The sequence below is a fragment of the Bombilactobacillus sp. ESL1097 genome (assembly GCF_058107205.1).
This window is the reverse complement of sequence record NZ_JBYLUB010000003.1, coordinates 80,565-95,695: the sequence shown is the minus strand read 5'-3', so window position 1 is coordinate 95,695 and position 15,131 is coordinate 80,565. Positions and strand designations below refer to the sequence as shown.

Sequence of the window (15,131 nt, the reverse complement as noted above, 5' to 3'; positions counted from 1 at the left end):
ATGGAAAAAGAAATTGTTGATAGTAAGACAATGAAACGGACTTTAACGCGCATTACCTATGAAATTATTGAAAAAAATAAAGGTGACCAAAATTTAGTTTTAATAGGTGTTAAAACGCGCGGCGCCTTTTTGGCACAACGTATCCAAAATCGTTTACGTCAATTAGAGGAATATGAAGTTCCACAATTTGATTTAGATGTGTCTGAGTTTCGTGATGATGAAAAAAAGACACATGGTGCACCACCCCAGTTTACGGCTAGTGATATTGATAATAAAAATGTGGTTTTAGTAGATGATGTTTTGTATACAGGCCGGACCATTCGGGCAGCGTTAGATGCCATTATGAGTATTGGTCGTCCGGGGAAAATTTCTTTGGCCGTGTTAATTGATCGTGGTCATCGTGAATTACCAATTCGGGCCGATTATGTGGGCAAGAATATTCCAACTTCTCGGCAAGAGGAAATCAAAGTTTCAATGGCTGAAATTGATGATGCAGATGGCGTGGAGATTATCCATGATGACAACCGAAACTAGATATTTAATTTTAGAAGATGGTACAGCGTTTGCGGGGGAAGCCATTGGTGCGCCAATTATTTCTACTGGTGAGTTGGTTCTAACCAATAATATGAATGGTTTTGAGCATGCTATTACTGATCAAACGTATAATGATCAAATTATTGTCTTTGCTAGTCCCATTGTTAGTACATCAGGGATGAATCGGGATGACTATGAATCGATTACGCCTAGTTGTAAGGGTGTAATTTTTGGTAGCGTGGCTTACCCACAGTTGGATAGTAATGATCCTAATTCGCTAAATTCTTTTTTGAAAAAAAGACGAATTCCGGGGATTACCAATTTGGATGTACAAGGTTTAACGCAACATCTACAACAAACTGGTTCCTTAAAAGCTAGTATTATGGACACCGCTGATGAGCATGCTCGTGATCAAATTCGCGCGTTGGTAATTCCCCGAGATCGGGTCAAAACGGTCTCCACTAAGCAACCTTATCCTAATCCTAATGTGGGATTTAAAATTGCAGTCGTTGATTTGGGATTGAAGTTTTCGTTGTTACGTCAATTATCCATTCGTAAGTGTGATTCGGTAATTTTGCCTTACAATACTTCAGCAGCGGAAATATTGGATTTGGCACCAGATGCGGTGTTATTTACTAGTGGTCCTGGTAATCCACAAGAAATTCCGGATACAATTGCCACTTGCCAAGAATTAGAAGGCCAAATTCCGATTTTAGGAGTGGGATTAGGCCATTTGGTGGTGGCGTTGGCGAATGGTGCCGTGGTGCAAAAAATGCGTTTAGGGCATCATGGTTCGAACCTACCAACGCTCGAAATTGCTACGGAGAATATTGAATTTTCAAATCATAATCATAATTATGAAGTTAAATTAACGCCGGCGGCGCGGCGAAACTTCTTTGTGACATACCGTTGTTTGACGGATAATGTCATTGAAGGTTTACGACATCGCCGCGATCCGACTATGACCGTTCAATTCCAACCTGAAGCCGCTCCAGGCCCTCATGATGCTGATTATATTTTTGATGAGTTTATTGATATGATTGATTCCTTTGTTCAAGGTAAAAAATTATGATGAAAACCATTTTAATTGTTGGGAATACTACCGGCTTGATGACTAATGAAAAGTTAGAACGTGAACGAGCCTTACGCGTAGCAATTCGCTGTTTTAAGCAAGATAGTTATCGAGTAGTTTTATTAACTGAAAATCGTGAATCACTAGCGAACTCTTTAGCGGACGAAGCAGTGATTGTTTATGATGAGATTAATGTTGCAACAATCAAAACCTTAATTAGTGAATATGCGATTGATTTAATCTTTCCAGGCTTTAGTGGAATTAATACACTGAACGTTTTTCGAAGTCTATTAAAAGATGAAGCTTTTCAAGCTAGCACTGTGGAACTTTTGAATTTTAATCAACAAAACTTAACGCTCAGTTTAAGCAAGCGTTCCCTGAATAAATATTTGCAAGATCACGGTTTCCGCTTAATTGAACATCAAAATGTTCAAACCTACCAAGAAGCGTTGGCATTTGCTCAACAGCAGACGTTTCCTGTAATTATTCGTTCTAATACAGTTGAACAAAAAATGCATTGGAATACGGTCAACAATACCAAACAATTAGTGGACTTTTTTCAAGCAGGAATGACGGCTGATGGCTTTGAAATGGAGCGGGGCATTAATAACTTTAAAGAATTAACTTTGGTGACTTTGCGTGATAAATTTGATAATAGTGCTTTGATTTTTTCGTCAGAGGATATGGATCCTATTGGAGTGCACTCGAATGATTCGACCAGTGTGACCCCCGTTTTTTCCATTAATGATGCGCTATTTCAGCGTTTACGCAATGCCGTTTTGAAATTAACTTCACTCTTAAAAATTATTGGTACATGCACTTTTCATTTAGCTGTGGATGAAACGACAGCATCATTTTATGTTCTAGAAATTTCGCCCGTTTTTCGTAGTAAAATCTTACCCTTAATTGCTAGTACGGGTTATCCTTTGTTTGAAGTGATTTGTCAGGTAAGTGTTGGTCAAAGACTGCAAAATCTGACAACTTTAACCAATTATCAGATGAACGCAGCCGTCGAACTAACGCCGAACCATTTGACTGCGCGCGTGCCTATTTGGCAAACCCAAGATCGTAAACAATTGAAAGTCTTGTTAGGACCGCACCAAACTTCCAATGGAGCCATTGTAGTTAATGGTAATAACTTGGAAACTGTAATTATGAAAGCTTTTGCTGGTTTAGACTTACTGCACGATATCTTTTTGAAGCGTCCACTCAAATATTATAGTGATGAGCAGATTGAAGCTGATTTATTTCAAACCAAGGTGCGGCGAGTTTTGGTGATTTGTGAAGCTTTAATACGGGGCTTTGATTTAAAAGAAGTGCAAAGTTTTACCCATTATAACTGGGAATTTTTGCAGGCATTACAACATCTAATTAATTTAGCCCAAACATTGAGAGAACAAAAAGGTAATTTGCAATTGTACGCTCATAGTAAATTGTATGGTTTTGATGATTATTTATTGGCTAAGTTTTGGCATTTAACACTGAGTCAAGCGCAGAAGTTAACGCAACAATTAGCGATTAACTCGGTGGAACAGCCCACCGCAACTTTATTGGATTTAGCGGCAACTAGTAAGATTAATGGCCATTACAGTACTTTTTTGTATGCGCCACATGTGATGCAACATTATCAAGTAGAAATTGATGGCTACCAAAATTCCGATATGTTGTCTAATTATGAACAAGTTTTGTTAACTCATAATTTGGTTCATTCGTTTCAAGATGATGGTTTTTCAACGGCAATTTTTGGTAATTTGTTAAGTAATGTGGACACTGCAACAACCGTGGATTTTTATTCTGATTCGCGCTGTTTACAGTCACATTTGTATAGTGAGCAAAATCAACTGCAATTGCGAATTAATACGCAAGAATTAAGTCATCAAAGTTACCAATTGACTATTTTTAATATTAGTAATTATTTAAAAATTCTACCAAGTGATGCGATTCAAGAAGTTGTCTTTGTTCAAGATCAAGAGCATCATACTTGGCTGTCGTCACCAATTACCACGATTTTTAAACATTTAAGTGCGCGGCGCTTAGAATTAACGTCGGTTCCAGGCAAGCACCGACCCAACTTAGTTAAGCAAGTTAACCATTATATTAAAACTTTTTTGCCAGATGTTCGTTATGGGACGTTAATTTTGCAAAAGCAACAAGTCATTCAAACCTTGGCTGGATTCACTACTAATATTGGTTTAATTCAACAAATTAATTCGAATTTTGTCAGCAATTTAGGCCACGTTTTATTAGGGATTAATTCGAATTACGCTAACAAACAGCAAGATTATTTTGGTAGTAAAATCACCTTAATTCAGCAAAAGAACGGCTTATATAGCAGTCGCTTGAGTTACTTTACGTTGCCCAATAAATAATCATGTACTTTAATCTAGTTTCATGAAATTTGTATGATTTTATTGCAAATAATCCTTTCAAAATTTTTAATTTTGGAAGGATTATTTTTTTAAAGAAAAGTGTTTTAAAGTTTCACAAGGAATATTATTGACTGATTGGTCAAAAAAAGAGTATATTGGCTTTGAAAGGGGGATTGAATAAATGGGCAGAAAAAAATCATTCGATCAAGAAAAAATAATATTACAAATGAGTCAACTTTTTGTAAAAAACGGTTATATAGGTTCATCTTTGGATGATTTAGTTCAAGCAACAGGACTATTAAGGGGCAGTTTGTACAGCACTTTTGGTAGTAAGTTAAAAATGTTTATTGCCTGCTTACAGAGAAGCTTGTCTTGTGATAATGAGTTCAAATGGGATTTAGTAATGATTGCTCTATTAGAAGTTTCCTCGCAAAGCTTGACAGTCAAGCGAATTCTTCAAAATTGGTATCAACAAGATAATAGTCAAAACGTTTCCGAAAAATTAGGTCAAAGTTTGTTATTACATGGTGGCATTATAGGAGGGGCAAATAATGGAAAATACAATTCAAATAATGAATGATCAATTGGTGGTGATTCCGCAAGGAAAATATAAAGTTGCTAGCTTAAAGAAGAAACTAGTTATTCCATTAAAAAATGTATTGGGAGCAACGATTGATTCAGGTATCTTAAATGAATTTAAAGGACTTCGCTGTCCAGGAACCAACCTTCCTAATTATGCTGGCGGTACTTATTTAAAAAATAATGAAAAAGTTTTTTTCAATGTTAAGCATTCGAGTCGTCCAATTGTGATTCAATTACAGAATGAGCAGTATTCTAGATTAGTTTTAGGAGTTGACGCTCCTGAAAAAACAGTTAATCTAATCAATAACAATATTTAGATATGTGCTTCAGGTTTTAATTCAGAGTAAAGAGAGTTGATGTTAATGTTGATTACAAATAATGGTATTAAACTAAGACACTTCAATGTTTCGGATGCGCAGCAAATGTTTACTAATTGGGCAAGTGACAGTTTGGTGACTAAGTATTTAACGTGGACACCACATCAATCTCAACAAGAGAGCTTAAGACGGATTCAGGCAATTAAAAAGAACGATGATCAATTTATTTGGGGGATTGAATTGCCCAGCCAACAATTAGTGGGTGAGATCTCCGTGGTCCACCTAAATCAATCCTTGAAAATTGCCGAAGTTGGTTATGTTTTAGGTTCTAAATGGTGGAATCAAGGGATTATGACAGAAGCACTGGCTAGGGTTAACCAATATTTAATGTTAGAGTAAGATTTTCAGCGGGTAGAATGTTGCTATGATTTTCATAATTCAGCTTCAGGAGCTGTTATGAAAAACAGTGGCATGCATTTTGAAGGTGTGGTCCGCCGAGCAGGAAAAAATAATCAAGGAATTTGTGACGAGGGAATCTATTCGATGATTCAAGCGAACTATAACTAAATTTAGTAATTAATGACAGATCTTTAATACTAGTTATTGTTTCCATACAGTTGCTTTAAATCTTAAACGGACGTAATTTTTTGCTTTGTCCAAATTTTAGCAGCTTCTTTGGCTTCCAAATTGCAGTATCATTTTTTTGTTTCATTACTTTACTTTTATTCTGAGCTCTCCTTATAAAAGTATCATGAAAGGATTTAGATCTTATTAATTTTTGATGTAAAGAACGCTAACAAAAAAAGAAGTGTTTACACGTATTACTTTCAAAATTGTAGTTTGCTTGGACTTTTTGAAAGTAATATGCTTAACACTTCTAATAACAAATTAGTAAATAATGATGAGAATAATGTTACACACAAATCTTAAGTAAAACTTATTTGCTTTGCCAGTTGGCGGCGTTGCGCGCAAAGATTAAAACTAAAATAAAGTTTAACAAGATAGTGAAACCGGTAGTCCAAAAAACGGTCGCGTAATTGTAAACGCCAGATAAGGTAGACCCCATCAAAGAACCAATCACTGAACCTAGAGCTTGAAAAGACTGATTGTAACTAAAAATCCGCCCAAAACTAGCAGTCGGACTATTCAAGGTTAAAACGGTTTGGGCTGCTGGTAACATCGCTGCACTAGCGATTCCTAGTAAAAAGCGCAGGGCTGCTAATATCCAAGGCGAGTTAGTCAAGGCCATTGGTATGAATAAAAGTCCGCCGACAATTAGGCCGACACGTAAAACTTTGATCGGACCAATTTTGTCCATTTCGTGACCAACTTTCGAAGCAGCCAATAATGTTCCTAGTCCGGGTGTAGCGGCAACAATACCCGCAATTAAAGCAATACTATGACTATGGGGCACCATGGATTTAACGTATAGAGAAACGATTGGGTCAATCGACATGGTTGCTGATTGAACTAACATCGTAGTAATGAACATGATGATAATTAATTTTAAATTGGGCAAGGACCGCATAATTTCTTTCATTGGTTGCATTTTTTCACGAGCAATGGGTGTGAAGTCTTCGTGAACCAAAGTAGTTGTTCCCAAAAAGACGACAAACATTAAAAAGCCCGTAATGAAAAACGGAATGCGGTAGCCCCAAATATTACCAAATAAATGACCAAAAAAACTGGATAACGCTCCACCTAATAACGGACCGATTAAATTGCCAGCAGTTCCGGCGGTCATCATTTGACTCATCACAAGACCACTTTTTTGATGTGGTGTTTCACTAGCGATTAAAGCAGTTGCGTTATTAATATAACCTGAAAACGCCCCCTGAATTAAGCGCATGATGATGATGTATAAGGCGTTAGGGGCAAAGCCAATGGCTGAAATGGTGAGCGCCATGACCCCCGAAGCCCGCATACACATTAATTTGCGACCTTTGCGATCAGCTAAATTCCCCCAGTAAGGGGAAACAATTGCCTGGGCAATAAAAGTGACAGCAAAAGCTAAACCGGAGTACAAATTGATTTGTAATTTGCTGTAGTGCCCTAGATCAGCAATAAACAACGAGATAAAGGGCATAGTCATCGAATAGCCCATCCCAGTAATAAAGCTGCCTAGCCACAAAGTATAAAACGCTTTGTGCCAGCCAGCAGGAAAGTGCACTGAATCTGCCATGAAAATCTTCCTTCATATTAAAGTTATATATTTAGTCTATCACATTTGCAATTTTTGAAAAAATTATTATTAATTACAGAAAAAGTGTTTTCCATTTGCCAGTCACATAAACTGATAGCGGTCAAAAATGGTTAATGAGATGTAGATAATCAAAGGCATAATCATCTTTTGTTTAAACGTTAATTAAGTGTTGATTTTTCTACTTTGGCTGCTATTTTAACTGCTTTAAGCGTAAGTGAGGATCCACCAAGAGCGTTTTTTGATCGGTATAAATCACAAAACCTGGTTTGGCGCCATTAGGTTTGTGCACGTGTTTAACCAATGTATAATCAATGGGAACTTTACTAGCATTCGCCCCAGCTTTAGAAAAGTAAGCTGCTAGTTCAGCCGCTTCCAGAATGGTTTGCTCACTAGGAGCTAATGATTCAATAATGACGTGTGAACCTGGTAAGTTTTTGATATGCAACCAGGTGTAGCGTTTATCTGCTAATTTATTAGTCAGGTAATCATTTTGTAAGTTATTTTTGCCAACCCGGATAATAGTTTGATCACTAGCCTGAAAGGCTGCTCCGGATTGGATTTTAGTTTTGCGCTGTTTTTTGCGTGCTTGTTTTTTAATGTAACCTTGTTGAGTTAATTCTAATTGGATATCGGCTAAATCCTGAGGATCAGCATAATTAATTTGTGCTAGGATGCCTTCTAAATAAGCAATTTCTACTTTGGTTTGCTCAATTTGCTCATTTAAATGGCGAATAGAGTTTTTGAGCTTTTGGTAAGTTTTAAAATATTGCTGGGCATTCGTTGCCGGGGACTTAGCGGGATCTAACTTGATAGTTAACAGTTGGTTGTTATCATAATAGTTTGGCAATTGGACGCTTTTTTGTCCCCGCTTGACTTGGTTTAAGTAGGTCGTTAATAATTCACCTTGAATGCGATAATCTTCAGCGGATTCTGTTTTGGCTAAATCTTGTTGTAATCGTTTGAGCTTGGTCTGATTTCGTTTTAAATATCGTTTAATTAATTGTAAAATATTGCTAGCTTGTTGGCGCACACGATCTTGCCGGGCACGGTCACGATAAAAGTCATCTAACATTTGACTTAAATTAGTGAAAGTTTGTTGCTGAAAACCGTCCGAAGTCAAGGACACATAGGGCTGAGCAGTAAAAAGCTGACGGTATTGTTTCGTTGCAATTGTTGCTTGTGGTTGATTAAAACCTGCCAAAAAATCCTGCCACACCTGAATTAAGTGGGCATCGTCAGTACTTGCTTGACTACGGGTACTTAATTCCTGAGCACTATTTTTATCAAAGCCTTGAAAATTAACTTGAATGTTGTGTGCTGTTTGTGCAAGATCACTTTGCAAGAGTTGTTGGCCATTTTGTTTGAGCCATTTTTCACGCTCAAAGACATCAAATGGATTGATTTTATTTTGGGCAGGTGGCAAGCGATAGGTTTCTTTAGGCAATAGTTGCCGATAACGGTCTTGAGTAAGATCGACGTGTTTAATCGCATCAATAATTAATTGCGATTGATCATTCACAACAACAATATTACTATGACGATTCATGATTTCGACGTAAAAAGTAATTTCTTGTAAATCACCTAGTTCGTTACGATTCTGAAAGGTTAAGGTTAAAATACGATCATTCTCAATTTGCTGAATTGTTTGTAAAATGGCGCTATCCAATTGTTTGCGTAAAGTCATCACAAAATTACTGGGAGTTTTGGGACTTTGAAATTTGAGCTCCGTTAGTTGAACCCGAGCATAGTTCGGATTAGCAGATAATAGTAGGCTATAATTTTGTCGATGATTGCGGATAGTTAAGATTAATTCTTGGGCAAAAGGTTGTTGGATACGACTGAGGCGGCCACCGACAAGGATGGGGCTTAATTCTTGGACCAAAGCATGGGTAAATAAACCATCAAATGACATAAAAACTCCTTTAGATTGACAAATAAAAGATACTAACTTATCATTTTACACCAATATATTAATTATGGTAGAATGTTCGCTATTAGACTTATCTGATAGTAATCAAATGAAATGGGTGAGGTAGTACATGAAAATTGCCGTCGTAACTGATAGTACTGCGTATTTAACTGCAGAAGAAGCGGCACGCTATAACATTACAGTTGTTTCTATTCCGGTCATTATTCAAGGGCAAGTATATCGGGAAGGTATTGATATCACGAACCAGGAATTTTATGACCAAGTTCGTAATTTAAAAGAACTACCTAAGACTTCACAACCAAGTTTGGGTGAGATGGATCAATTATATGATAATTTAGCTGATCAAGGTTATGAAGCAGTGATTTCGATTCATTTAGCCGCTACAATTTCGGGCTTTATTAATAGTTTAAAGACTTTAGCGGCTACTAAAACAAATATTAAAGTCATTCCTTACGATTCACGGATTACTGTTAAATTAATGGGCTATTTGGCTATGGAAGCTGGGAGATTGGCTCAAGATGGTGCTAGTCTTACAGAAATTTTGGCACAATTAGATGCTTTACGCGCAACGATTGATGAGAATATTGTTGTTAAGGATTTAAACAATTTAGTTAAGGGTGGGCGCTTATCCAATGCCTCAGCTGTGATTGGGACAATGCTGAATATTAAACCGTTGTTAACATTTGATAATCAATCAGATGAAATTGTGGCTTATGGCAAAGTTCGTTCGGAAAAAAAGGCGTATTTAAAGAGTGAGGAACGTTTTGAAACAGCTTTAAAACAAGCTGATTTTCCGTATCGTTTACTAGTGATTGATGCGAATGATCCGCAAGAAAATGATCGTTGGACTGCGCATTTGCGGCAAAAATTTCCTAATGTCACCATTGAGCAAACTTATTTTGGTCCGGTTATTGGAACACATTTGGGTGAAAAGGCGATGGCCTTAGGCTGGATGAAAGATACTGAAAAAATGAAATAATAATTAAGTCCAGTTACCAGATATAAACTTTCAATTAAAAAACGATTCGCAGATTGTTAAAATTTGTCTGAATCGTTTTTTTGTGCTGGTCTTTTTTTAAAGGTAGGAATAAATATAGTTGATTGTGATATAATTTCATTGTAACTGGGATGAAAGGAAGGATTAGCTAGTGAATACTAAAAAATTAAATTGGTTGAGTTGGATTTTGGCTGTGATATCAATGGTGCTGTCTATTTTTAATTTATTACAGCTTCGTAATGAAACTGCTTTTGCTCAAAAGCTAATTTGGCTTAATCTTATTGTAATGATAGTTGTGGTCTTGATTTTGACCTTCTTATTAATTCGTCCAAGTAATACCCCAGTATGGGATATTGTGGTGTCTACATTAATGATCGTCAGTATTGTGACAATTGTTTTTCAAAGTGATTTTACTCTCAAAATGAATTTATTTATTATTGCCGGGATCTTCTTATTGTTAATAGTTACCTTAATTCTCTTAATTGGTTACTATAATCATAAAAAATCTAAATTAAATTCGTAGTAGAGTGTCTATTTTAAACGTTGTACAATTAATTCTAGGCTTTGCTACATTTAATGTTAAGAAAATTTATCATTAAAAATAAGACTATCTTAAAGTTAACAGTCTTATTGTAATTTAAATATGATTAGTTGCTAATTTAGTAACTGTACCAAAGGGATCAGTTTTGCAGCACTGATCCTTTTTCAATGTCGATGAAAAAACAAAATCAATATTCTTACAATCACATCACTGCTGAATGTTTTAAACCTTGATGCATAAGGAACTATATAGTAGTAAAGTTAAATGCTAAGGCGGGGCTATTTCAGAAATGGGGTGGTGCTTATGGTGTAAAAACTGTAAATGCAAAACCAATTGTCTTTGATGATTGCTGTTTTAGAAATTATCTATTTGGCTGTAAAAGCGATTCATGAAATTGTTAAATACAGTCATAGATATTCTAAAATATCGAAATTCAAAGTAAAAAAGAAGCCGGTCTTAGCTCTGTGCAGGAGCTGATGGCTTCTCAATTTTTAAAGTTAAAATTTGAATAGCTGCCGCTTTGGCAACTTTATCTAGGGGATTGGTGTTGTAGCACTGATCCTTTTTCATTACCAATATAACATATTCTTTAGAAAAAATCATTTCCCAAAATTGAGAAGTGGTTCAATCTAGTTCATGTGCTAAAATAGTTAGTGCGATAAGTTTTATGGGCGGTGACTGTTTGTTCTCAAGGCGGTGCTTGCGTATGAGAATACGGAAGAATCAACAGAAAGGACATCCAGTCTTACTTGGGTACCTATCAGGTATTAATGTTAATGATTACTTTTGGCACATTAGTTGCCACAATCATGAACAACAAAAAGTAATAAAAAAATCGTCCTATCATAACTTTGACCAGTTATAGGATGATTTAATATTGTTTTTAATAACTTGTCACCGCCTTTAAAGCGGATCGCTAAGGGATTGGCGCTCTAACACTGATCCCTTTTTCAATATCAATGATAACACAGGCAATAAAGTTTTTGAACCTTAACGTTTTAGCAATAGAAAAGTCTCAAAATTTAATCCATTGTAGAAACATTTAATTTCATAATTTACCTTTAATTAATAAATATTATATATAGTAAAATAAAAACATTAATGATATAATAAGAATATGGAAAAACCAGTATTTGAGTCATATAGACGGCAAAATGGACATGACGAATTTGGGGAATGGTTGAAAAAGCTACCTATATCTGATCGTGCTAAAATTTTGCGAGTTATAACTGATACACAAGATCAGGGCTTATTAATTGCCCAACGTCTTAATTGGGTTAAAAAGATACAAGGTGAAAAGAATCTGTATGAAATCCGTAGTAAAGTATCTACCAATATTCAACGGGTGTTATATTTTCACGCTCACGGGTCTAGGTATGTAATTACTCATGGATTTACTAAAAAATCAGCTAAAACACCTAAGTCAGAAATCAATCATGCAATATCTTTAAGAAAGGAGTTTGAGTCTAACAATGAAAATTAATGATATCGTAAAAGAAGAATTAAAAGATCCAGAATTTGCAGAATCTTATCGTTTGGAAAAAGAACGGTCTGCCAGTGCAATAGCTTTGTATAAAGCCCGTGAAGCAGCAGGATTAACACAAGCTGATCTTGCTGAACGTGCTGGTGTACCACAACCAACTATAGCACGTATAGAACGCGGTGATAATGTAACCTTTGACAAATTAGCTACAGTAGCTCATGCTATGGGTAAAAGACTAGTTGTCAAATTCGAATAGTATTAGATTTTTGAACCTTAATGATTTAGCAATAGAAAAACTGCCTCCGGAATTCACATCATGGATTTGCTGTTTTTGTACCCTTAATGATTTAGCAATAGAAAAACAAATGAGCCAATTAGAGGGGGTATCTTATGGTTTTTGTACCCTTAAGGATTTAGCAATAGAAAAACAATGAAAGGTTCAAATGGAACGATAACTTTGTTTTTGTACCCTTAAGGATTTAGCAATAGAAAAACCTCAAAAATATCCTGACTGAAAACAACAGTTAGGATATTTTTATGTAAACAACAACCTTGCAAGTTATCATGCAAGGTTGTTTGATTGTTAGTGATCATAAACACCTGTTGGGGCTGGACCATTATTATATGCATTAATAGCATCAATATTTGATTGTGTTACGCCTGACTGAGGTGTAGCGAACGTTTGAACAGTAAACATATTTCCTTTATTGTCTGACGCTACGCCTACACCTACTTCTGTGATATAGGGGTTTAACATGTTTCTTCTATGACCATGATCAGGTACGCCGTAATCGTGAAATGCACTACTTGTAGCAGTGATAGCATTTTGCTCTGGTGTAGATTGAATATTATCTTCTCCAATGTTTTCTTCTAGTAATCCAAAGCTATTGTTAGGGTATTCATTTCCGTACCATCCTGCATGGTTATCTAATTGACCAGCATCAGCTAAGCGTTGAGCTCTGGCCATTGAGAAACTAGATAGTTCAGGGTTCTCTTGGAGCGGATTTAAGCCATTCATAGTACGCAAGCGGTTTAATTCTTTAATCATAGCTTGCTGAGTGGCTTGGGCGTCAAATGAGTAGTTCTGACCGGAATTTGAGGAACTTGAAGATGTGTTTGAACCATTACTTGGTGCGTCTGATACCCATTCATTAAATATTGGACTCCAAACCCAATGGTAGCCATTTGTGTCTTCTGGTTTAGTAGAATAGTCTGGAGTAGAACTATTAGTAGCGGTATTAGAACTTGTATTGTTGGCCCCATTTACAGAAAAGTTAGCAACGCCATCATCAGAACTTATCCATTCATGATCATCAATCTTGTAGAAAGTCTTACCATTCACAACTTGAGTTTTGCCAACTTTCCAATCAGAGAAGTTAGGCACTACTCGTTCAGGAATTACTTTAAAGTTATTGTCGTAAAGTGCTGCATATTTAGTTTTAGGAGCAATGGCTCGTACTACATGGTAATTATAGCTAGTTGGGGCAAAGTTATTATAGCTTTCCGAACTAGGTAGCCAAGTGTTAGGTGCAATCTTATACATCTTTTGGCCATTAATGGTTTGAATATCACTAACACGCCAATCAGTATTGGCAGGAACTACTTGAGCAGTAGCTTTACCTTTTGAATCGTACAGCTGTGAATTGGGCTTTTGAGTAGCAGTAGCTACAGGGTAGTTATAAGAAGCAGCGTTAGCCTTCTGGGCATGTGCTGTGCCACCTAGAGCTAAAGCTAATAAAGCAGCAGCTGATAGTGAATAAAACTTGTTAAACTTCATAAGAAATACTTCCTCTCAATATTCTTTTTGGTACAAATAAAAACCTTGCAAGTTATCATGCAAGGTTGTTTGATTGCTAGTGATCATATACACCAGTTGGCGTTGGAGAATTCAAATAGTTAATTAGATCATTGTAATTATCATTATTTATTTGTGAATTTGGTGTATAAAATGTTTGAACGATATAAACGTACCCATTTGCACTTTTGGCTACTCCCATTCCAATTTGAGTAAAGTACGGATTTAGCATATTTTGTCTATGGCCGGCTCCTGGTACTCCATAATCGTGGAAAAATCCACTAGTAGCTGTAATAGCATTTTGCTCCGTTGTTGATTCTATAGGTTGCTCACCTAAATTTTCGCCAGCAAATAGATCTGGGTGTTGTGATGAATAAGATCCTTCATGGTTATCCAATTGTCCCGCATCAGCTAAACGTTGGGCACGTGCCATAGAAAAGCTAGATAGTTCAGAGTTCTCTTGGAGCGAATTTAAGCCATTCATAGTACGCAAGCGGTTTAATTCTTTAATCATAGCTTGCTGAGTGGCTTGGGCGTCAAATGAGTAGTTTTGACCTGAATTGGAGGTGCTTGAGTTACTGGAATTGGAACTATTGCCTACTTGAGACAACCATTTACCTGCATCTGCATCCCAGTACCAATGTAATCCATTGGCATCTTCTGGCTTAGTAGAATAGTCTGGAGTGGAATTATTGGAAGTAGTGTTGGAACTAGAGCTATTAGCTCCATTGACAGAGAAGTTAGCAACACCATCATCAGAACTTATCCATTCATGATCATCAATTTTGTAGAAAGTCTTGCCATTAATAACTTGAGTCTTACCAACTTTCCAATCAGAGAAGTTAGGAACTACACGTTCTGGAATCACTTTAAAATTGTTGTCGTAAAGTGCTGCATATTTAGCTTTAGGAGCAATGGCCCGTACTACGTGGTAATTATAGCTAGTTGGGGCAAAATTGTTATAACTTTCCGAACTAGGTAGCCAAGTGTTAGGTGCAATTTTATACATCTTTTGACCATTAATGGTTTGAATATCACTAACACGCCAATCAGTATTAGCAGGAACTACTTGAGTAGTAGCTTTACCTTTGGAATCGTACAGCTGAGAATTAGGCTTTTGAGTAGCAGTAGCCACAGGGTAGTTATAAGAAGCAGCATTAGTCTTCTGGGCATGTGCTGTGCCACCTAGAGCTAAAGCTAGTAAAGCAGCAGCTGATAGTGAATAAAACTTGTTAAACTTCATAAAAAATACTTCCTCTCAATATTCTTTTTGGTACATGATTGTTTTGGCAAAAGTGAACTGTCTTT

15 protein-coding genes are annotated in these 15,131 nt (G+C 36.3%); 11 read left to right on the top strand and 4 right to left on the bottom strand.

What is annotated here, in order from left to right:
- The 6 genes from pyrR (at position 1) to AC3B6D_RS08135 (ending at position 5,273) form a co-directional block, all read left to right on the top strand.
- Complete coding sequence (pyrR, locus tag AC3B6D_RS08160) at positions 1-534, top strand: bifunctional pyr operon transcriptional regulator/uracil phosphoribosyltransferase PyrR (RefSeq protein WP_489775398.1); 534 nt, start codon at positions 1-3, stop codon at positions 532-534.
- Complete coding sequence (locus AC3B6D_RS08155) at positions 515-1,606, top strand: carbamoyl phosphate synthase small subunit (protein ID WP_489775397.1); 1,092 nt, start codon at positions 515-517, stop codon at positions 1,604-1,606. The genes pyrR and AC3B6D_RS08155 overlap by 20 nt, the downstream gene beginning before the upstream one ends.
- Positions 1,603-3,975 (top strand): ATP-binding protein, encoded by a 2,373-nt coding sequence (locus tag AC3B6D_RS08150; protein ID WP_489775396.1) that lies wholly within the window; start codon positions 1,603-1,605, stop codon positions 3,973-3,975. Before AC3B6D_RS08155 ends, AC3B6D_RS08150 begins: the two co-directional genes overlap by 4 nt.
- A gap of 181 nt (positions 3,976-4,156) precedes the next feature.
- The gene (locus tag AC3B6D_RS08145; protein WP_489775395.1) at positions 4,157-4,555 is read left to right on the top strand and encodes a TetR/AcrR family transcriptional regulator; all 399 of its coding nucleotides are present in this window, start codon (positions 4,157-4,159) and stop codon (positions 4,553-4,555) included.
- Entirely contained in the window at positions 4,527-4,874 is a 348-nt protein-coding gene (locus tag AC3B6D_RS08140; protein WP_489775394.1) for a hypothetical protein, read from the top strand. Before AC3B6D_RS08145 ends, AC3B6D_RS08140 begins: the two co-directional genes overlap by 29 nt.
- Positions 4,875-4,919: 45 nt before the next feature.
- A complete protein-coding gene (locus AC3B6D_RS08135; RefSeq protein WP_489775393.1) occupies positions 4,920-5,273 on the top strand; it encodes a GNAT family N-acetyltransferase in 354 nt (117 codons plus the stop codon).
- Positions 5,274-5,811: 538 nt separating this feature from the next.
- Here AC3B6D_RS08135 and AC3B6D_RS08130 read toward each other — a convergent pair.
- Together AC3B6D_RS08130 and AC3B6D_RS08125 are read right to left on the bottom strand one after the other, a co-directional pair.
- Positions 5,812-7,056, bottom strand: a complete 1,245-nt coding sequence (locus tag AC3B6D_RS08130; RefSeq protein WP_489775392.1) for an MFS transporter — start codon at positions 7,054-7,056, stop codon at positions 5,812-5,814.
- A gap of 211 nt (positions 7,057-7,267) precedes the next feature.
- Positions 7,268-8,989 (bottom strand): Rqc2 family fibronectin-binding protein, encoded by a 1,722-nt coding sequence (locus tag AC3B6D_RS08125; RefSeq protein WP_489775391.1) that lies wholly within the window; start codon positions 8,987-8,989, stop codon positions 7,268-7,270.
- Positions 8,990-9,116: 127 nt separating this feature from the next.
- Between AC3B6D_RS08125 and AC3B6D_RS08120 the strand changes: the two genes are divergently transcribed.
- From AC3B6D_RS08120 to AC3B6D_RS08100, 5 genes are all read left to right on the top strand, one after another.
- Positions 9,117-9,986, top strand: coding sequence for a DegV family protein (locus AC3B6D_RS08120; RefSeq protein ID WP_489775390.1), 870 nt, complete (start codon positions 9,117-9,119; stop codon positions 9,984-9,986).
- A gap of 169 nt (positions 9,987-10,155) precedes the next feature.
- Complete coding sequence (locus tag AC3B6D_RS08115) at positions 10,156-10,527, top strand: hypothetical protein (protein ID WP_489775389.1); 372 nt, start codon at positions 10,156-10,158, stop codon at positions 10,525-10,527.
- Between the two features lie 767 nt (positions 10,528-11,294).
- A complete protein-coding gene (locus tag AC3B6D_RS08110) occupies positions 11,295-11,372 on the top strand; it encodes a putative holin-like toxin (RefSeq protein WP_489775441.1) in 78 nt (25 codons plus the stop codon).
- 290 nt (positions 11,373-11,662) lie between these two features.
- Complete coding sequence (locus AC3B6D_RS08105) at positions 11,663-12,028, top strand: type II toxin-antitoxin system RelE/ParE family toxin (RefSeq protein ID WP_489775388.1); 366 nt, start codon at positions 11,663-11,665, stop codon at positions 12,026-12,028.
- Positions 12,018-12,284: a helix-turn-helix domain-containing protein gene (locus tag AC3B6D_RS08100; protein ID WP_489757978.1), complete on the top strand. Its 267-nt coding sequence runs from the start codon at positions 12,018-12,020 to the stop codon at positions 12,282-12,284. Before AC3B6D_RS08105 ends, AC3B6D_RS08100 begins: the two co-directional genes overlap by 11 nt.
- Before the next feature lie 327 nt (positions 12,285-12,611).
- Here the strand turns inward: AC3B6D_RS08100 and AC3B6D_RS08095 are convergent, their stop codons facing one another.
- Positions 12,612-13,805, bottom strand: a complete 1,194-nt coding sequence (locus AC3B6D_RS08095; protein ID WP_489775387.1) for a CAP domain-containing protein — start codon at positions 13,803-13,805, stop codon at positions 12,612-12,614.
- 76 nt (positions 13,806-13,881) lie between these two features.
- The gene (locus tag AC3B6D_RS08090; protein ID WP_489775386.1) at positions 13,882-15,066 is read right to left on the bottom strand and encodes a CAP domain-containing protein; all 1,185 of its coding nucleotides are present in this window, start codon (positions 15,064-15,066) and stop codon (positions 13,882-13,884) included.
- Between the last annotated feature and the right edge of the window lie 65 nt (positions 15,067-15,131).

What these genes read in the sequence shown, in the direction of transcription:
- pyrR (WP_489775398.1), top strand. Translation starts at nt 1, where the DNA reads ATGGAAAAAGAAATTGTTGATAGTAAGACAATGAAACGGACTTTAACG.
- AC3B6D_RS08155 (WP_489775397.1), top strand. Translation starts at nt 515, where the DNA reads ATGATGACAACCGAAACTAGATATTTAATTTTAGAAGATGGTACAGCG.
- AC3B6D_RS08150 (WP_489775396.1), top strand. Translation starts at nt 1,603, where the DNA reads ATGATGAAAACCATTTTAATTGTTGGGAATACTACCGGCTTGATGACT.
- AC3B6D_RS08145 (WP_489775395.1), top strand. Translation starts at nt 4,157, where the DNA reads ATGGGCAGAAAAAAATCATTCGATCAAGAAAAAATAATATTACAAATG.
- AC3B6D_RS08140 (WP_489775394.1), top strand. Translation starts at nt 4,527, where the DNA reads ATGGAAAATACAATTCAAATAATGAATGATCAATTGGTGGTGATTCCG.
- AC3B6D_RS08135 (WP_489775393.1), top strand. Translation starts at nt 4,920, where the DNA reads ATGTTGATTACAAATAATGGTATTAAACTAAGACACTTCAATGTTTCG.
- AC3B6D_RS08130 (WP_489775392.1), bottom strand. Translation starts at nt 7,056, where the DNA reads ATGGCAGATTCAGTGCACTTTCCTGCTGGCTGGCACAAAGCGTTTTAT.
- AC3B6D_RS08125 (WP_489775391.1), bottom strand. Translation starts at nt 8,989, where the DNA reads ATGTCATTTGATGGTTTATTTACCCATGCTTTGGTCCAAGAATTAAGC.
- AC3B6D_RS08120 (WP_489775390.1), top strand. Translation starts at nt 9,117, where the DNA reads ATGAAAATTGCCGTCGTAACTGATAGTACTGCGTATTTAACTGCAGAA.
- AC3B6D_RS08105 (WP_489775388.1), top strand. Translation starts at nt 11,663, where the DNA reads ATGGAAAAACCAGTATTTGAGTCATATAGACGGCAAAATGGACATGAC.
- AC3B6D_RS08100 (WP_489757978.1), top strand. Translation starts at nt 12,018, where the DNA reads ATGAAAATTAATGATATCGTAAAAGAAGAATTAAAAGATCCAGAATTT.
- AC3B6D_RS08095 (WP_489775387.1), bottom strand. Translation starts at nt 13,805, where the DNA reads ATGAAGTTTAACAAGTTTTATTCACTATCAGCTGCTGCTTTATTAGCT.
- AC3B6D_RS08090 (WP_489775386.1), bottom strand. Translation starts at nt 15,066, where the DNA reads ATGAAGTTTAACAAGTTTTATTCACTATCAGCTGCTGCTTTACTAGCT.